The organism is Amycolatopsis sp. NPDC114478 (assembly GCF_055633805.1).
Genome location: NZ_JBVKDO010000004.1, coordinates 338719 through 356657 on the forward strand (window position 1 = coordinate 338719; position 17939 = coordinate 356657).

Sequence of the window (17939 nt, forward strand, 5' to 3'; positions counted from 1 at the left end):
CTGCCGGTTGGGTGTGACAGGATCGCGCCCGCCCGCGCCGCACGTGCGGCGGAAAGCCGGACGGATATCCGCATTCGATGGTTTCGACCGAATCCAAGAATGCGCGACGCGGCCTGGGGAAAACGGAATCGAGAAAGGTTAGCCGAAGGCAAAAGGCCTGCGCGGAAAGCGCGGCCAAAGGTAAGAGGAAAGTTAAGAGGGCGGCCCCCGCCAGGGGGGAGGGACGGGGGCCGCCGTGGGTTCAGCCCCGGGGGGTCGGACTGAACCGGCCCGGTTGGACACCGGGCTCCCTCACTGTAACTCCGCTCATGGCCGCTTCGCGCGCCGGGCGAGGCATACAGTTCGATAACGGCACAGCGCGCCGGAAGTGCCTTGCTGTCATGGATTTTCCGCCCGCCGCGCCGCGCGGGTGGTGGATCAACGGGACGCGCCGCGATCAAGCTCCTATCCTGGGCACGTGGCCGAACCGAGCAGCGCCCCGTCGCGCATCCGGAAGCCGGGCCCGGAGCACGCGGTGGCCGCGTTCTTCGACCTGGACAAGACGATCATCGCCTCGTCGAGCGCGCTGGCGTTCAGCAAGCCCTTGTTGAAAGAAGGATTGATCAACCGTCGCGCCGCGTTGCGGAGCGCCTACGCGCAGCTGGTGTTTTCCCTCGCCGGTGCCGACGAAAACAAGACCGAGCGGCTGCGGGCCGAAGTTTCCGCGCTGTGCGCCGGCTGGGACGTCGCCCAGGTTTCGGCGATCGTCCGCGAAACCCTGCACGACGTCGTCGACCCGCTCGTGTACGCGGAGGCGGCGGAGCTGATCGCGCGCCACCGCGAGGACGGGCACGACGTCATCGTGCTGTCGGCGACCGGTGAGGAGGTCGTCGCGCCGGTGGCGGAAATGCTCGGCGCGACCCGCAGCGTCGCCACGCGGATGCAGATCGTCGACGGCCGCTACTCCGGCGAAGTCGACTTCTACTGCTACGGCGCCAACAAGGCCGTCGCCGCGAAGCAGCTCGCCGCGACCCACGGCTACGACCTCGCCGAGTGCTTCGCCTACACCGATTCGAGCACCGACATCCCGCTGCTCGAGGTCGTCGGGCACCCGCACGCGGTCAACCCGGACAAGCTCCTGCGGCGCGAGGCCCTCGAGCACGGGTGGCCGATCCTGGCGTTCGAGCGGCCGATGTCGCTGCGCAGCCGGCTCCCGGTCCGATCGGCGGGAATGGTCGCGCTCGGCGTCGGCGCGGTGGCGGCCGGGGCGACCTGGTACGGCCTCAATCGTCGCCGTCGGTCCCATTAGCCGCACGGTCGCCACCCACACGGCCGCAGGGCGCCGGCTTTGCTTGGCCCAGCCCCGAATTGTCCGTCGCGCAGGGTGCCGGTGTCACCCGATCCAGCCTCTGTACCGGTGCACCCATCCGCGCACTTGAAGTGACCGGGCTCACGGCGTAGAAAGTAGGTGCGGACGTTCGGTCGGCCAGGGAACAGGTAGAAGAGAAGCCTGTTCCACCCCGGCAAACCTCCGTGCGCGGACTCCGGGTACCCACGCGCAGCGCGCCGCGGGAGGCTCGTCGTCTAGGGACTGCGTAGTGGGACGCCACACGCCGAGTCCATGTAGGTACGACCAGAGTTGCACGCTTGGTCGCCCGAGAAGTTCGCGCTTGCAGGCGGCGCCCGTCGACCCTCCGGGGTCACGGGCGCCGCCTCGTCTATGCGGAAAGTCCGGCAGCGAGGCAAGGCGGGTACAGCCCACTCGCCGAGGTGGTCCGCCACCATTCGGCCGCCGCACATGTTGCGAACGGCGACTTTCCTACCGATCCGGGTACGACTGGACCGTTCGCGCGGTCGGTCGATGGACATCGACGGATTCGGTGAGTAGCTTCCCGATACTGGCGCCTCCGAGTGGACTTCTCACGTCCGCCGGGCGCCCGCAACTTTCTGGGAGGCTGGTCGTGACGACCCGAAATCGGAGGTTCCATGCGCTCGCCCTGCCCGTCGCGGGGGTGCTCGCACTCACCGGTGTGGGTGTCGCGACCGCGGCCGACGCGCCGCGGGTGAGCGCCGACGCGCAGGCGGAAGCCGCGGCGACGCAGGCGCTGCGGGGGCTGACGCTCGAACAGAAGGTCGGGCAGCTGTTCGTCACCTGGGTGAACGGCAAGTCCGCCGACGAGGTGAACCCGAAGAACCAGACCGACTTCGGGGTCGACACCCCGGCTCAGGTCGTCCGGAAGTACCACCTCGGCGGCGTCATCTACTTCAACAACGACACCCGCGACAACTTCGACGACCCCGTGCAGGTCTCGAAGCTGTCGAACGGCCTCCAAATGGCCGCCGTCACCAGCGGGGCGCACATCCCGCTGCAAGTCGCCGCCGACCAGGAGGGTGGCACCGTCACCCGGATGGGCGCGCCGGCGACCGAGTTCCCGAACGCCATGGCCATCTCCGCCGGGCGGGACACCGGCCGCGCCACCAAGGCCGCGACCATCCTCGGCCAGGAGCTGCGGGCCGTCGGCATCAACCAGGACTTCGCGCCCGACTCCGACGTCAACTCCAACCCCGTGAACCCCGTCATCGGCGTTCGGTCCTTCGCCGGGCAGCCGGGCCTGGCCAGCGACTTCGTCACCGCCGAGGTCGGGGGCTTCCAGAAGTCCGTGGCCGCGACCTCGAAGCACTTCCCCGGCCACGGTGCCGCGCCGACCGACAGCCACACCGGGCTGCCGCGGATCGACAGCACCGAGGACCAGTGGCGCGCCACCGACGTGCCGCCGTTCAAGGCCGCCATCAAGGCCGGCATCGACTCGATCATGACCGCGCACATCCAGTTCCCCAGCCTCGACCCCTCGCTCGAGCCCGCGACGCTCTCGAAGCCGATCGTCACCGGGAAGCTGCGGGGCGAGCTCGGCTACAACGGCGTCGTCATCACCGACTCCCTCGAGATGCAGGGCGTGCGCGAGATGCACAGCGACGCCGAGATCCCCGTCCTCGCGCTCAAGGCCGGTGTCGACCAGCTGCTCATGCCGGTGCACCTCGACGTCGCCATCAACTCGGTGCTCGCCGCCGTCAAGTCCGGTGAGATCCCGATGCAGCGGATCGACCAGAGCGTGCTGCGCGTGCTGAAGCTGAAGTTCAAGAGCGGCATCCTCTTCGCGCCGTTCGTCGACCCGAACCGCGTGATGAAGACCGTCGGCACGCCGGCGAACCTCGCCACCGCGCAGGACATCGCCGACCGCGGCATCACGGCCGTCGCGAACGACGCCGGCCTGCTGCCGCTGAAGCAGAAGCCCGCCACGGCGCTCGTCACCGGCTGGGGTGTCTCCACGACGGCGACGCTCGCGCAGAAGCTGACCGCCCACGGCACGGCCGCGACGGCGTACCCGACCGGTCAGGCCCCGACGGACGCCCAGATCGCGCAGTCGGTCGCCAACGCCAAGAACGTCGACCTGGTCGTCGTTTTGACCAACAACATCGGCGGCTTCCCCCTGCAGACCAAGCTGCTGAACGCCCTGGGCGCCACCGGCAAGCCGGTCGTCGCGGTCGCCGCGCAGATCCCGTACGACGCGGGTTACCCGAGCGCCGTGCAAACCTGGCTGGCGACCTACGGCTACATCGGCCCGACGCTCCAAGCGCTGACGAAGGTGATCCTCGGCGAGACGAAGCCGGTCGGGAAGCTGCCGGTCGACATCCCGGCGGGCGCCGACGTGCACACCGTCAAGTACCCCTTCGGCCACGGGCTGACCTGGTGACCCTGAACCGGCGCCACTTCCTCGGCGCGGGCGCGCTCGCGGTCCCGGCCCTCGCGGGCGGCTCCGCGGTGGCCGGTGCGCAACCCGAGCCCCAGGCCCAAGCCCGCCCGGAAAGGGTCCTCACCGGCGCGGAGCAGTTGGCCGCCCAGGGCTGGCGGTCCCTCAAGGGCCGCAAGCTGGGTGTCCTGTCGAACCCGACCGGCGTCCTGCTGAACGGCGACCACATCGTCGACTCGATGGTCGCGGCCGGCGTCAAGCCGGTCGCGGCTTTCGGGCCCGAACACGGCTTCCGCGGCAGCGCGCAGGCCGGCGGGTCCGAAGGCGACTACACGGACCCGCGCACCGGCGTCCCCGTGTACGACGCGTACGGCGCCGACGCGACGAAGCTCGCGACGCTCTTCACCAAAGCGGGCGTCGACACGGTCGTCTTCGACATCGCCGACGTCGGCGCGCGCTTCTACACCTACATCTGGTCGCTCTACACCGCGATGGTGGCCGCGGCGAAGACGAACGCTGCCTTCGTCGTGCTCGACCGGCCGAACCCGATCGGCGGCCGGGCGGCCGGCCCGCTGCTCGACCCGAAGTTCGCCTCGGGCATCGGCAAGAAACCGATCGTCCAGCAGCACGGCATGACGGTCGGCGAGCTGGCCCGCTTCTTCGCCGAGGAGTTCCTGCCCGGCGAAGGCGTGCAGCTCCAGCACCTCGAGGTCGTCCAGGTCCGCGGCTGGCAGCGCGACACGCTCTTCGCGCAGACCGGCCTGAACTGGGTGCTGCCGAGCCCGAACATGCCGACGCCGGACACCGCACTCGTCTACCCGGGCACCGGCATGTTCGAAGGCACGGTGTTCTCCGAAGGCCGCGGCACGACCAGGCCGTTCGAGATCATCGGCGCGCCCGGGCTCGACTGGCGCTGGCGCGAGAAGCTCGAAGACCTGCGGCTGCCCGGAGCGAAGTTCCGCGAAATCTACTTCGTGCCGACGTTCAGCAAGTTCGTCAACCAGACCTGCGGGGGCGTGCAGTTGAGCGTCGACGACCCGCGCGTCTTCGACGCCGTCCGCACCGCGGTCGCCATGCTCGTGACGGCGAAGGCGCTGCACCCGGACGTCTTCGCCTGGCGACCGGACAACTACATCGACAAGCTCTCCGGGTCCGACCGGCTGCGGACCATGGTCGACGCCGGCGCGGGCGTCGACGAGGTCACCGGGGCCTGGCGGGCCGAGCTCGCCGAGTTCGACCGGAAACGTCGTCGCCACCTGCTCTACCGCTGAGGGGGAACTCGTGCGTGCTAGGAAGGTCATCGCCGCGGCCACCGGAGTGCTGGTCGCGCTGACCACGTTGACCTCGGGAGCCAGCGCCATCGGACGCCACGACGACGACGCCGGCCGCTTCGACCGGCCGCAGCAGGGCTTCGCCGCGCCGTGGACGACGCTGCGCGACGGACGGCCGCAGGAGGTCAACCTCGACCCGGCGCCGATCAAGGCCGCCGAGGACTTCCTGGCGAGCTGGACGAAACCGGACACCACCGGGCACCCGCACTTCTCCGGCGCGGTCGGCCTGCTGGCCCACGACGGCGTGGTCGTCGACCGCTACGCCGTCGGCGGCGCGCTGCGGTACGCCGACGCCACGGGCACCGAACTGCCCGCCGACCAGCAGGTGCCGATGCGCAACGACACCATCTTCGACATGGCGTCGATCTCGAAGCTGTTCACCTCGATCGCCGTGCTGCAGCTGGTCGAACGCGGACAGCTCACCATCGACACCCCGGTCAGCCGCTTCTTCCCGGAGTTCGCCACCGGCGACAAGGCCGCCATCACGGTCAAGATGCTGCTCACGCACGTCTCTGGCTTCGACGCCGACCCGATCCCGTCGCTGTGGGCCGGCTACCCGGACATCCCGTCGCGCCGGCAGGCGGTGCTCGACAGCCCGCTGAAGAACAAGCCGGGCACGACCTACCTCTACTCCGACATCAACCTGCTCACCCTCGGCTTCATCGTCGAGAAGCTGACCGGGCAGAGCCTCGACAAGGTCGTCCACGACCGGATCACCGCGCCGCTCGGCATGGTCGACACGGGGTACAACCCGCCCGCGTCGAAGCTGAACCGGATCGCCGCGACGGAGTACGAGGCCAACCCGCCGCGCGGGATGGTCCGCGGCAGCGTGCACGACGAGAACGCGTGGTCGCTCGGCGGCGTCGCCGGGCACGCGGGCGTGTTCAGCACCGCGAACGACATGGCCGTCCTCGCTCAGACGATCCTCAACGGCGGCAGCTACCGCGGGCACCGGGTCCTGAACGGCGAGACCGTGCGGCAGATGCTGACGAACTACAACCAGCAGTTCCCGGACAACGCCCATGGCCTCGGCTTCGAGCTCGACCAGCCCTGGTACATGGGCGCGCTGGCGTCGCCGGTGACCGCCGGGCACACCGGCTTCACCGGAACGACGCTGGTCATCGACCCGGAGTCGCGCTCCTTCGCGATCCTGCTGACCAACCGCGTGCACCCGACCCGGAGCTGGGGCTCGATCAACACCGCGCGCCAGGTGTGGGCGACGTCGCTGGCCAGGGCCATGGCGGTGAAGCCGGCAGTCGGCAAGGACGCCTGGACGAGCACGCTGGGTAACGCGAGCGTGGCCACGCTGAGTACCGGCCCGTTTACTACGCAAAGTGATCAAGCGCACGTGACCTTTTACGCCTTCGTGGACACCGAGGGAAGCACTGATCCACTTCAGCTGCAGGCGACCACCGACGGGGTGAACTGGCAACCGATCGCCCTATCGGTTTCGGGGCCGGGCGCACCCTCCGGAGATGTGACGTCGCTCTCCGGACACGGGCACCGTGCCTGGTGGCGGGCCGCGGGCACGCTGCCGCAGGGCGCGGCGGTGAGCCTGCGCTGGCGTTACAGCACCGACCCGAGTTACACGGGCCGCGGTGTCTCGGTCGACGGTGTGAAAGTCACCGAGAGCGGCCGATCACTCCTCGACGGTGAACGAAACCCCGCCGCGTTCGTCGCGGAGGGTTGGCAGTTGAGCTCAAGGTGACCGCGCTGTCGCCGACCGTCGAACTTCGGGCCGAATTTACCGTCTGCTTGCCGTTTGCACCGCGACACTAAGTTGCCAAGTCGTTAGCTTGACCTCGTTAACAAGACCGACCTGGTTGGCGACTTTCTGGTCAGTGATTAATCGCAAATCCAGATCCGCAGACACGGACGGGTTGCGATCCGACCGAAGGGTGTGGGTAGCCTTGTCGCAGATGCCAACGGTTAGTAACTTTCCGACGGTGAGTGATACCGAATCCGTAGTCGGCACGGCACCGTCCGAGCCCGTATCGGTCCAGCCGACCGTGCGGGACGCGGACGCGAGCCCGCTGGTCCGGATCCGGTCGTTGCTCCCCGGCCTGGCCCGCGCCGAGCAGCGCGTGGCGAAGGTGGTGCTGGAGGATCCCGCGCAGGTCGCGAGACGCAGCATCACCGAAGTGGCCTTGGCGGCCAACACGAGCGAGACGACGGTGACGCGCTTCTGCAAGGCGGTCGGCGTCGGCGGGTACCCGCAGCTGCGCATCGCGCTGGCCGCGGACACCGCGCGCACCGAGGCGCGCACCACGCGCAACCTCGGCGGCGAGATCGGGCCGGAGGACGACCTCGCGGCCGTCATCGGCAAGGTCAGCTTCGCCGACGCGCGTGCCGTCGAGGAGACGGCCGACCAGCTCGACGTCGCCACGCTGGAGCGCGTGATCGAGGTCGTCGCGAACGCCGGCCGCGTGGACGTCTACGGCGTGGGCGCCAGCGCGTTCGTCGCCGCGGACCTGCAGCAGAAGCTGCACCGCATCGGCCGCGTGTGCTTCGCGTGGTCGGACACGCACATCATGCTCACCTCGGCCGCGGTGCTGAGTCCCGGTGACGTCGCGATCGGCGTCTCGCACACCGGCGCGACCACCGACACCGTCGAGGCGCTGCGGGTGGCCCGCGAGCACGGCGCGATCACCATCGCCGTGACGAACTTCCCGCGGTCCCCGATCACCGAGGTCGCCGACTACGTTTTGACGACGGCAGCGCGGGAAACCACGTTCCGTTCGGGAGCGACGGCCAGCCGCATCGCCCAGCTCACCGTCATCGACTGCCTGTTCATCGGCGTCGCGCAGCGGCACATGGACGCGTCCGTCAACGCCCTGGACGCGACCAGGGACGCCGTCGGCTCGCACCGCTTGGGGGTCAGGCCGGACGGTCGTCGCCGTCCGCGGGAAACCGGCAAGTAATGCCCGGAGAAAATGTGAGGCGCATGATGACCGTCCCCACGCAGGCGGTGCACGTCGATTCGCCGACCGAAACCCGCAATCCCCGCACCACGGACATCGATCTGATGTCCACCGCGGGGATCCTGGGCGCGATCAACGCCGAGGACCGCACGGTCGCCGGCGCCGTCGCCGCGGTGCTGCCCCAGGTGGCGCGCGCGGTGGACTACGCGGTCGAGGCCCTGCGGACGGGCGGGCGCGTGCACTACGTCGGCGCGGGCACCTCGGGGCGCCTGGCCACGCTGGACGCGGCCGAGCTGGTGCCGACGTTCAACGTGCCGGCGGACTGGTTCATCGCGCACCACGCCGGCGGCGAGAAGGCCCTGCGCAGCGCCGTCGAAAACGCGGAGGACGACGACGGGGCCGGCGCGGCCGAGATGGCTGCCATGGTCCAGCCGGGCGACTTCGTGCTGGGGCTGACGGCGTCGGGCAGGACGCCGTACGTGCTGGGTGCGCTGGCCGCGGCGTCGCGCCAGGGTGCCCACACCGGGCTCGTTTCGGGCAACCCGAAGGCCGCCAAGCCCGCCGGCGTCGACGTGCTCATCGCCGTCGACACCGGTCCGGAGGCGATCGCCGGCTCGACCCGGATGAAGGCGGGCACGGCGCAGAAGATGATCCTCACCTCGTTCTCGACGGCGACGATGATCAAGCTGGGCCGGACCTACTCCAACCTGATGGTCAGCATGCGGGCGACGAACGCGAAGCTGCGCGGCCGGACCATCCGGATCCTGCAGGAAGCCACCGGCATGACGATGGCGGACTGCTCGGACGCGCTCACCGAGGCCGGGGGCGACCTCAAGGTGGCGCTGGTGCACTTGCTGTCCGGGGAGGACGTCAAGAGCGCCGCGAAGGCACTGCACGCGTCCGGTGGGCACGTGCGCACGGCGCTGGACCTGGTGCGGGTGCGCGCCAGCTAGAACTTCATTGCCTGTCATCTGTTCACCTGTCTAACCTCTCAGATGAGGAAGGGCGGGCGGCGATGGCGGGCACGGGTACGGAAGACGACTCGCGGCGCGGGCTTTCGCGTCGCGAGTGGGTGTCGATCGGCGGTATGGCGGGGTTCGTCCTGCTCCTCAACGTCGTGGGCTGGGTGGTGCTGGCGGCCTTCGTCGCGCCGCACCACTACGCGCTGGGCACGACGGGCGTGTTCGGGATCGGGCTGGGCGTCACGGCGTTCACGCTCGGCATGCGGCACGCGTTCGACGCCGACCACATCGCGGCGATCGACAACACCACCCGCAAGCTGATGGCCGACGGCCAGCGCCCGCTCTCGGTCGGGTTCTGGTTCTCGCTCGGGCACTCGACGATCGTGTTCGCGCTGTGCCTGCTGCTCTCCCTCGGCGTCCGCGCGCTGGCCGGCCAGGTCGAGGACGACTCCTCGGCGTTGCACAACGCCACCGGCCTCATCGGCACGTCGGTGTCCGGCGTGTTCCTGTACGTGATCGCGATCCTCAACCTCGTCGTGCTCGTCGGCATCCTGCGGGTGTTCAGGAAGATGCGCCACGGCGAATTCGACGAAGCCGCGCTGGAGCACCAGCTGGACAACCGCGGCGTCATGAACCGGCTGCTGCGCGGCGCGACGAAGGCCGTGCGCAAGCCGTGGCACATCTACCCCGTCGGCGTGCTGTTCGGACTGGGGTTCGACACCGCGACGGAAATCGGGCTGCTGGTGCTGGCCGCGGGCGCCGCGACGTTCGCCCTGCCCTGGTACGCGATCCTCGTCCTGCCGATCCTGTTCGCCGCCGGGATGAGCCTGTTCGACACCGTGGACGGCTGCTTCATGAACTTCGCCTACGGCTGGGCGTTCGCGAAGCCGGTGCGCAAGATCTTCTACAACCTCACGGTGACGGCGCTGTCGGTCGCCGTCGCGTTCGTCATCGGCACGATCGAACTGGTGTCGATCCTCGCCGACAAGCTGGCCATCACGACCGGGCCGCTCGCCGCGATCGCGTCAGTGAACCTGGACTACGTCGGGTTCGGGATCGTCGGACTGTTCGTGCTCACCTGGGTCGTCGCGCTGGCCGTGTGGCGGTTCGGGCGGATCGAAGAGAAGTGGTCGGCAAAACTGTCCAATTAGGACGCGGCGTCCGAAATGGACTTCGCTTCGCGCGCACCCGCTTCGAACGCTTCGCAGCAGAAGAGCAGCCACTCGCGCACGCCGTCGGATTTCCCGCTCGCGAATCCCTCCGCGGCCTCGAGATACTTCGGGACGCGGCGGAAGAACGCGACTTCGGGGACGCTCAACGCCTTCGGGTCCAAGCCCGTCGCGACCATCGTCAGGCGGGCGGCCGCGCGGGCCACGACGCCGTCCGCGCTGCCGAACGGCTTGAGCGCCAGCAGTTCCCCGTGCACGACCGCCGTCAAGACGGGCCCCGGTACCGACGTCGCGCCCGTCACGAGCTGGGCGAGCAACTCCAGGCGCCCACCGCCGGAATGCGGGCGCCCCAACGCATCCAGGTCGTCGACGAGGTCGGCCGCGGCGAGAACGTGCAAGCGCGCCAGGGCCTGCAGCGGTGCGCGGCGCCACGTCGGGAGCAGCGTTTCGAGCGTCTCCGCGACGCGCAGCGCACCGGCCAGGACCGGGTCGGCGACCGCGCCGTCGGCGGGCAGCTCGGGGTTCGCGCCCTCGATGCCGGCGGACGCGCGGGCCGCGCGGACCGACGCTTCGGCCGCGGTCGCCGCGCCGCCGCGGAGGTTGGCCGGGAGGCGGTGGACCGCGAACACGGCGTCCTGCGCGGACTTCGCGGCCGCGGCGACGCCTTCGAGGTCGAGGAGGGGCTTCAGCGGGTCGGTCATGCGTCGAGCACCTGTCCTTCGCGGGCGACCACGGGCGGCAGCACCGACCACGGGAAGTTGATCCACTTTTCGGTGTGGCGCCAGACGTATTCGCACTTGACCGTCGAGTGCGGCTTTTCGTAGACGACGGCCGAGCGCACCTCGGCGACGTGGTCGAGGCAGAAGTCGCGGACCAGCTTCAGCGTGGCGCCGGTGTCGGCGACGTCGTCGGCGATCAGCACCTTCTTGCTCGTCAGGTCGACGAGGTTGGGCACCGGCGGCAGCATCACCGGCAGGTCGAGGCGCTGGTCGACGCCGGTGTAGAACTCGACGTTCATCACGTGCAGGTTCTTCACGTCGAGCGCGTAGCCGAGCGCGCCGGCCACGAACAGGCCGCCGCGGGCGATGGACAGGATGAGGTCCGGCGCGAAGCCGTCGTCGGCGATGGTGTGAGCCAGTTCACGGCTCGCCGTGCCGAACAACTCCCAGCTCAGCTCTTCGCGCTCTTCGGCCATCGATCTCGCCCTTCGTCGTCGTCAACCGAGCATAGGCAACGCCGAAGTGGACTGCGGAAACGCTCGGAAATTGGCTATCAGAGACAGCCAAAGCCGTCCTTACGCTGATCACGTGAATGACTGGAGCACCCGACCGACCCTGTCCGGCGAGCACGTCCGCCTGGAGCCGCTGACGCCCGAGCACGCCAAGGGCCTGTTCGAGGCGGGCGCCGACCCGGGCATCTGGGCGTGGCTGAGCATCCGTCAGCCGGGGGATCTTGCCGCGGCGGAGCGGACGGTCGAGCAGGCGCTCGCCGAGCCCGCGCGACGGCCGTTCGCGCAGATCGACGTCGCGTCCGGCCGCGTCGCCGGGACGACGTCGTACTACCAGGTCGTCGAGGCGCACCGGATCCTCTCGATCGGCCACACGTGGATCGGCGCGGACTGGCAGCGCACCGGGCTGAACACCGAGTCGAAGCTGCTGCTGCTCACGCACGCGTTCGAAACCCTTGGCGCGCAACGGGTCGCGTGGGAGACCGACATCCGCAACCTCCGCTCGCAACGCGCCATCGAACGCCTTGGCGCGCTTCGCGAAGGCATCCTGCGGGCGCACCGGATCCGGCCGGACGGCTCGTCGCGCGACACCGTCACCTATTCGATGGTGGCGCCGGAATGGCCCGCCGCCAAGGCCCGGCTGAACGAACGCTTAGTCACCGGCGCTCGCCTGCCTCGGTGAAACGACAGGGCAACGTGGGTGCAACCTTTTACAAGGCGGACTAACGTCGCTAGCGTGCCGCTAGCCGTCATGTCGGCGCACTACAGGAGGCCTTGCAACCATGACCGAGCAGTCCCCAGCCCTGGACAACCTGCTCACCGAGAGCCGCACGTTCCCGCCCAGTGACGAATTCGCTGGCCAGGCCAATGCGAAGGCCGATCTCTACGCCGAGGCGGACGCCGATCGCGAAGCGTTCTGGGCCAAGCAGGCGGAGCGGCTGACGTGGGACACGAAGTGGACCACGGTACTGGACTGGACCAATGCGCCGTTCGCGAAGTGGTTCGTCGGCGGCAAGCTGAACGTCGCGTACAACTGCGTCGACCGGCACGTCGAGTCCGGGCACGGCGACCAGGTTGCGATCCACTGGGTCGGCGAGCCGGGTGACACGCGGGACATCACCTACGCCGAGCTGAAGACCGAGGTTTCCAAGGCCGCCAACGCACTCGCGTCCCTCGGCGTCACCGCCGGCGACGTCGTGGCGATCCAGCTGCAGATGGTCCCCGAGGCCATCTTCGCGATGCTCGCGTGCGCGCGGATCGGCGCGCTGCACAACGTCGTCTTCGGCGGCTTCTCGCCGACGGCGCTGCGGGCCCGCGTCGACGACGCCGCCGCGAAGGTCGTGATCACCTCCGACGGCCAGTTCCGCCGCGGCAAGGCCGCGCCGATGAAGGCCAATGTCGACGAAGCGCTCGAAGGCGCCGAAACCGTCGAGAAGGTCATCGTCGTGAAGCGCACGGGCGACAAGCTCGAGGGCGACGTCCCGTGGACCGACGGCCGCGACCTGTGGTGGCACGAGCTCGTCGACGGACAGTCCGAAGAGCACACTCCCGAAGCCTTCGACAGCGAGCACCCGCTGTTCATCCTCTACACGTCCGGGACGACCGGGAAGCCGAAGGGCATCCTGCACACCTCTGGCGGCTACCTGACGCAGACGGCGTACACGCACCACAACGTCTTCGACCACAAGGCCGGCGAAGACGTCTACTGGTGCACCGCGGACATCGGCTGGATCACCGGCCACAGCTACATCGTCTACGGCCCGCTCGCCAACCGCGTCACGCAGGTCGTCTACGAAGGCACGCCGAACACCCCGCACGAGGGGCGGCACTGGGAGATCGTCCAGAAGTACAAGGTCTCCCTCTACTACACGGCTCCGACGCTGATCCGCACGTTCATGAAGTGGGGCGCGGAAATCCCGGAGAAGTACGACCTGTCGTCGCTGCGGGTGCTGGGCTCGGTCGGCGAGCCGATCAACCCCGAGGCGTGGATCTGGTACCGCGAGAACATCGGCGCGGGCAAGGCGCCGATCGTCGACACGTGGTGGCAGACCGAAACCGGCGCGATCATGATCTCGCCGCTGCCGGGCGTCACCTCGACCAAGCCGGGTTCGGCGCAGAAGGCGCTGCCGGGCATCTCCGCGAAGGTCGTCGACGACACCGGCACGGAGGTCGGGCCGGGCGGTGGCGGGTACCTGGTGCTCGACAAGCCGTGGCCGTCGATGCTGCGGGGCGTCTGGGGCGACGAAGAGCGCTTCAAGGAGACGTACTGGTCGCGGTTCAAGGACCAGGGCTTCTACTTCGCCGGCGACGGCGCGAAATACGACAACGACGGTGACATCTGGCTCCTGGGCCGCGTCGACGACGTGATGAACGTGTCCGGCCACCGCATCTCGACGACCGAGGTCGAGTCGGCGCTGGTTTCGCACCCGACGGTGGCCGAGGCCGCGGTCGTCGGCGCGACCGACCCGACGACCGGCCAGGGCATCGTCGCGTTCGTCATCCTGCGCGGCAACGCGGTCGACGGCGGCGAGGAGGCCATCCAGGCGCTGCGCAACCACGTCGCCAAGGAGATCGGGCCGATCGCGAAGCCGCGGCAGATCATGGTCGTGCCGGAGCTGCCGAAGACGCGTTCGGGCAAGATCATGCGCCGCCTACTGCGCGACGTGGCGGAGAACCGGCAGGTCGGCGACGTCACCACGCTGGCCGACTCGTCGGTGATGGACCTGATCTCGTCGGGCCTGAAGTCGGGCAAGTCGGAGGAGTGAGCTAGCGTTACGCTCCGTCAGAGCCCTTCCGGCTTCGCGCCGGGAGGGCTCTGTCATGACCCCCGAGTGGCACGGCTCGAACGCATGTTCTACGCTGTGCCGCGAACCACACCCCCTTCCCCGGGCAAGGAGACGACACGACGATGACCGTGGATGTCCTGACGCACGACGAGGAAACGGCTTCGGCTCCGGCCGAGGCTCCGGCTTCGACTCCGGAGGTTTCCGCCGACGAGGCGACCGTCACCGAGTCCGCGTCCCCCTCTTCGGCGGGCTCGGCCGAGCCCGCCGCCGAGGAGGCCCCCAAGCCCAAGCGCGGCCGCCCGAAGGGTGCGACGGCGTCGACGGCGAAGAAGACCCGCACGGTCGAGCTGATCCTCACGGTCACCGGCACCGCCGACGGCGAGTGGCAGGCCGAGCTGAAGAACGGCTCGAAGTGGGTCGCGAAGGGTCTGGAGATCCCCGCGGCGGCGGTGTCGCGCGCGGCCAAGGAGCTGCACGCGGACCTGTCCGGCCCGATCGACGAGGTGATCAACCAGGCCCGCGAGGCGCAGGCGGCGAAGGTCGCGGCGCTCGAGGCCGAGCTCGAGAAGGCCAAGCAGGCCCTCGCCGAGCTGGACGCCTGAGGCTTCACTCCAGGGAAGCGCCCGGTTCCGCCTCGAGCGGGGCCGGGCGTTTCCGCTTTCAGCTGGCGTTCGGCTGGGCGTCGAAGTCGTCCAGCCACGCTTGGAAGTCGAGCGGACCGTAGAGGTATTCGCCCGGAGCGACGGGCATGTCCGCGGAGTACAGCGCGGCGATCGTCTCGTGGACCAAGTCGTCGTCGACCTCTTCGCCGAACCATCGGCCGGCCCAGTCGGATGCCTCGACGGGCGTGAGCCGTCCGTCGGCGAGTTCACTGAGAACGTCCCGCACCTGCCCGCGCGTCGGCGCTGGTCGATCTTCGCCCATCCGCCCTCCCCGCCAAGACAGCGGCCCCCACCCTTCCCTGGGGGGACGTCCCGATCCCAGTCTACCGGCCCCCACCAGCCAAAACAGGCCACTGGGCGATCTGTGGACAACTCCCGCCAAGCCGCGGAAAAGCAGGGCCACTGTGGATAGCCGGTTGCACCGCAGCCCGAAAACGGCTACCTCAGGCGATCGGCGGGTTACCCGGCAGGGGTGACTTGAACTCCACCCACATCGAGTCCGTCAGCGCCTCGACGTGGTGGGCCACCCCGCGCGGGTGCAGCACCGAATCCCCCGGCTCCAGTTCCGCCTCCACCCCGTCCACCGCGCCCCGCAGGCGGCCCGACAGGACGTACGCGATCGAGTCGTGGTCGTGCGCGTGCGTCGGCGAGGCCACCCCCGCCGGGTAGTGGATCAAATACGCCAGCCCGCTCGACGCCGTCTCCAGCAGCCGGAAGCGGCCCTCGCCGCCGTTCAGCGGGAGGCCCTCCACCGTCCGCAGCGGCTGCCACACCTGCTCCTCCATACTCGCCATGATGACCCATGCCGGCTGAGAGTCCACACAGGACGGCTTAGGTAAGGCAGACGTTAATTAGGCGTACCTGACAAAAAGCCCAAGTCTCGCCACGATTCCCCGTTCGTGTTTCACTTGTCGGGTGACCGAAACGATTGACGGTGACGCCGTGGAGCACACCCACGAACCGCACCAGGACGTGGGCGGGAAGCTGAACTGGCTGCGGGCCGGGGTTCTCGGGGCCAACGACGGGATCGTGTCCGTCGCCGGCATCGTCGTCGGGGTCGCCGGCGCGACCACCGAAAGCACCACGATCCTCACCGCCGGAATCGCCGGGCTCGTCGCCGGCGCCTTTTCCATGGCCGGCGGGGAATACGTCTCCGTGAGCACCCAGCGCGACACCGAACAGGCTTTGCTCCGGCTGGAAAAGCAGGAGCTCAGGACGATGCCCGAGGCCGAGGAGCGCGAGCTCGCCGAAATCTACGAAGGCAAGGGGCTCTCGCCGGAGCTCGCGAGCCAGGTCGCGCGCGAACTGACCGAAAAGGACGCCCTGCAGGCGCACGCCGAGGCCGAGCTGGGCATCGATCCGGGCAACCTGACCAGCCCGTGGCAGGCCGCGTGGGCGTCGCTGCTCGCGTTCTCCGTCGGCGCGCTGCTGCCGCTCCTGTCCATCGCCTGGGCCGGCGTCTCCCTGCGGGTGTGGGCGTGCGCGGCCGCGGTCGTCGTCGGCCTCACGCTGACCGGGTGGGTCAGCGCGAGGCTCGGCGACGCGAAGGTGGGGCGCGCGATCCTCCGCAACGTCGGCGTCGGCGCCCTGACGATGGTGGTGACCTACTTCGTCGGGGTGATCTTCGGGGTCACCGTCGGCTAGTGGACGCCCTTCATCAGCTTGCGGATGAAGGGGATGCCCAGGAACAGCAGCACGCCGACCCCGATGGCGACGCCGCCGACCGTGCTGAAGTACGGCGCTTCGTCGTCGACCGAGTAGTACTCGGCGAGCTTGCCGGACATCGCGGTGCCGAACGAGATCGACAGGAAGTTCAGCGCCACCATCTGCGTCCGGAACGCCTCCGGCGCGAGCTTCGTCGACAGCGACAGCCCGACCGGCGAGAGGCACAGCTCGGCGATCGTGAAGACGAACAGGATGCCGACCATCGCGAGCATCGGGCTCGCGTTCTTGCCGCTGCCCACCATCGGCAGGAACAGCAGGAACGCCGCGCCCATCAGCACGGTGCCGAGGACGAACTTCATCGGCGTCGACGGCTGGCGCTCGCCGAGCTTCGTCCACAGCGCCGCCAGGATCGGGGCGAAGACGATGATGAACACCGGGTTGATCGAGTTGACCCAGGACACCGGCATCTCCCAGCCGAACAGGTTCCGGTTCAGCCGCTGGTCGGTGTAGGCCGCGACGACCGTGAACTGCTGCTGGTACAGCGAGAAGAACACCGCGCTGGCGATGAACATCGGAATGAACGAGAACACCCGGCTGCGCTCGACGCCGGTGATCTTGCTGCTGGTCAGGATGACGAGGAAGTAGATCACCGAGATCACGCCGACCACCCACACGACGACGTCGGCGAGGTTGCCCGGGTTGACGACCCCGGTGACCACCAGCACTACGATCGCGGCGACCAGCAGGAGGGCGCCGCCGACCGCGAGCGCGCGCCGCGACGACGGCAGCGGGTTCGGGATCTCCTTGGCCTTCTCGCCGAGGTTCTTGCGGCCCAGCGTGTACTGGATCAGGCCGAGCGCCATGCCGATCGCCGCGAGGCCGAACCCGAGGTGGAAGCCGACCTCGGTCTGCGCCAGCCCGGTCAGCAGCGGGCCGACGAAGCCGCCGAGGTTGACGCCCATGTAGAAGATCGTGAAACCGGCGTCGCGCCGCTCGTCGCCGTCGGCGTAGAGCGTGCCGACGATCGCCGTCGCGTTGGACTTCAGCCCGCCGCTGCCGACCGCGACGCACACGAGGCCGACGCCGATGCCGGCCAGGCCCGGCAGCAGCGCCAGGCTGATGTGGCCGATCATGATCAGCACGGCGCTGTAGAACAACGTCCGTTCCGAGCCGAGCAGCCGGTCGGCCACCCACGCCCCGACGACGGCGGAGAGGTAGACGAGACCGCCGTACGCGCCGACGATGCCGAGCGCCGACTCCTGCGCCAGGCCCAAGCCGCCCTGTTCGACCTTGTAGTAGAGGTAGATCGGCAGGATGCCGAGCATCCCGTAGTAGGAGAAGCGCTCCCACATCTCGACGCCGAAGAGGTTCGCCAGCCCTCGTGGGTGCCCGAAGAACCTCGTGTCCTGCTGGACCTCGGTGGAGGTGCTCACAACTCTGTCTTCCTTTGTCTCGGACTTCGTTGTCGCTTGGCATGCTATGAGCCC

General features: G+C 69.2%; 16 protein-coding genes. 11 read left to right on the forward strand and 5 right to left on the reverse strand.

Annotated features, from left to right (window positions below; genetic code table 11):
* Positions 1–457 precede the first annotated feature (457 nt).
* The 7 genes from ACZ7OH_RS14280 (at position 458) to nicT (ending at position 10093) form a co-directional block, all read left to right on the forward strand.
* Positions 458–1288, forward strand: a complete 831-nt coding sequence (locus ACZ7OH_RS14280; RefSeq protein WP_470281195.1) for an HAD family hydrolase — start codon at positions 458–460, stop codon at positions 1286–1288.
* Positions 1289–1991: 703 nt separating this feature from the next.
* Entirely contained in the window at positions 1992–3731 is a 1740-nt protein-coding gene (locus ACZ7OH_RS14285; protein WP_470281448.1) for a glycoside hydrolase family 3 protein, read from the forward strand.
* On the forward strand, positions 3728–4999 hold the full coding sequence (locus tag ACZ7OH_RS14290; protein WP_470281196.1) for an exo-beta-N-acetylmuramidase NamZ family protein: 1272 nt from the start codon (positions 3728–3730) through the stop codon (positions 4997–4999). Before ACZ7OH_RS14285 ends, ACZ7OH_RS14290 begins: the two co-directional genes overlap by 4 nt.
* 46 nt (positions 5000–5045) lie before the next feature.
* On the forward strand, positions 5046–6767 hold the full coding sequence (locus ACZ7OH_RS14295; RefSeq protein ID WP_470281449.1) for a serine hydrolase domain-containing protein: 1722 nt from the start codon (positions 5046–5048) through the stop codon (positions 6765–6767).
* Between the two features lie 238 nt (positions 6768–7005).
* On the forward strand, positions 7006–7980 hold the full coding sequence (locus ACZ7OH_RS14300; protein ID WP_470281197.1) for a MurR/RpiR family transcriptional regulator: 975 nt from the start codon (positions 7006–7008) through the stop codon (positions 7978–7980).
* Positions 7981–8003: 23 nt separating this feature from the next.
* A complete protein-coding gene (locus ACZ7OH_RS14305) occupies positions 8004–8933 on the forward strand; it encodes an N-acetylmuramic acid 6-phosphate etherase (protein WP_470281198.1) in 930 nt (309 codons plus the stop codon).
* 62 nt (positions 8934–8995) lie between these two features.
* Entirely contained in the window at positions 8996–10093 is a 1098-nt protein-coding gene (nicT, locus tag ACZ7OH_RS14310) for a Nickel transporter NicT (protein ID WP_470281199.1), read from the forward strand.
* Here the strand turns inward: nicT and ACZ7OH_RS14315 are convergent.
* Together ACZ7OH_RS14315 and ACZ7OH_RS14320 are read right to left on the reverse strand one after the other, a co-directional pair.
* The gene (locus tag ACZ7OH_RS14315; protein WP_470281200.1) at positions 10090–10812 is read right to left on the reverse strand and encodes a Fic family protein; all 723 of its coding nucleotides are present in this window, start codon (positions 10810–10812) and stop codon (positions 10090–10092) included. The genes nicT and ACZ7OH_RS14315 overlap by 4 nt on opposite strands.
* Positions 10809–11306 carry a phosphoribosyltransferase gene (locus tag ACZ7OH_RS14320; RefSeq protein WP_400896376.1) on the reverse strand — a complete coding sequence of 166 codons (498 nt, stop codon included), beginning with the start codon at positions 11304–11306 and terminating at the stop codon, positions 10809–10811. Before ACZ7OH_RS14320 ends, ACZ7OH_RS14315 begins: the two co-directional genes overlap by 4 nt.
* A 112-nt stretch (positions 11307–11418) precedes the next feature.
* Between ACZ7OH_RS14320 and ACZ7OH_RS14325 the strand changes: the two genes are divergently transcribed.
* From ACZ7OH_RS14325 to ACZ7OH_RS14335, 3 genes are all read left to right on the forward strand, one after another.
* Positions 11419–12021, forward strand: coding sequence for a GNAT family N-acetyltransferase (locus tag ACZ7OH_RS14325; RefSeq protein WP_470281201.1), 603 nt, complete (start codon positions 11419–11421; stop codon positions 12019–12021).
* Between the two features lie 100 nt (positions 12022–12121).
* Positions 12122–14104 carry an acetate--CoA ligase gene (gene acs / locus ACZ7OH_RS14330; RefSeq protein ID WP_470281202.1) on the forward strand — a complete coding sequence of 661 codons (1983 nt, stop codon included), beginning with the start codon at positions 12122–12124 and terminating at the stop codon, positions 14102–14104.
* Positions 14105–14247: 143 nt separating this feature from the next.
* Positions 14248–14727, forward strand: a complete 480-nt coding sequence (locus ACZ7OH_RS14335; RefSeq protein WP_470281203.1) for a DUF6319 family protein — start codon at positions 14248–14250, stop codon at positions 14725–14727.
* Positions 14728–14785: 58 nt separating this feature from the next.
* Here the strand turns inward: ACZ7OH_RS14335 and ACZ7OH_RS14340 are convergent, their stop codons facing one another.
* Complete coding sequence (locus ACZ7OH_RS14340; RefSeq protein ID WP_470281204.1) at positions 14786–15049, reverse strand: hypothetical protein; 264 nt, start codon at positions 15047–15049, stop codon at positions 14786–14788.
* 181 nt (positions 15050–15230) lie between these two features.
* A complete protein-coding gene (locus ACZ7OH_RS14345) occupies positions 15231–15584 on the reverse strand; it encodes a cupin domain-containing protein (RefSeq protein WP_470281450.1) in 354 nt (117 codons plus the stop codon).
* Positions 15585–15702: 118 nt separating this feature from the next.
* Here ACZ7OH_RS14345 and ACZ7OH_RS14350 point away from each other — a divergent pair, with 118 nt between their 5' ends.
* Positions 15703–16431 (forward strand): VIT1/CCC1 transporter family protein, encoded by a 729-nt coding sequence (locus tag ACZ7OH_RS14350; protein ID WP_470281205.1) that lies wholly within the window; start codon positions 15703–15705, stop codon positions 16429–16431.
* Here ACZ7OH_RS14350 and ACZ7OH_RS14355 read toward each other — a convergent pair.
* Entirely contained in the window at positions 16428–17885 is a 1458-nt protein-coding gene (locus ACZ7OH_RS14355) for a peptide MFS transporter (RefSeq protein WP_470281206.1), read from the reverse strand. The two genes, ACZ7OH_RS14350 and ACZ7OH_RS14355, sit on opposite strands and share 4 nt — an antisense overlap.
* Positions 17886–17939 lie beyond the last annotated feature (54 nt).

Excerpts from the sequence above, each read along its gene's own strand:
- ACZ7OH_RS14340 (WP_470281204.1), bottom strand. The coding sequence starts at position 15,049 with ATGGGCGAAGATCGACCAGCGCCGACGCGCGGGCAGGTGCGGGACGTT.
- ACZ7OH_RS14335 (WP_470281203.1), top strand. The coding sequence starts at position 14,248 with ATGACCGTGGATGTCCTGACGCACGACGAGGAAACGGCTTCGGCTCCG.
- ACZ7OH_RS14315 (WP_470281200.1), bottom strand. The coding sequence starts at position 10,812 with ATGACCGACCCGCTGAAGCCCCTCCTCGACCTCGAAGGCGTCGCCGCG.
- nicT (WP_470281199.1), top strand. The coding sequence starts at position 8,996 with ATGGCGGGCACGGGTACGGAAGACGACTCGCGGCGCGGGCTTTCGCGT.
- acs (WP_470281202.1), top strand. The coding sequence starts at position 12,122 with ATGACCGAGCAGTCCCCAGCCCTGGACAACCTGCTCACCGAGAGCCGC.
- ACZ7OH_RS14305 (WP_470281198.1), top strand. The coding sequence starts at position 8,004 with ATGATGACCGTCCCCACGCAGGCGGTGCACGTCGATTCGCCGACCGAA.
- ACZ7OH_RS14320 (WP_400896376.1), bottom strand. The coding sequence starts at position 11,306 with ATGGCCGAAGAGCGCGAAGAGCTGAGCTGGGAGTTGTTCGGCACGGCG.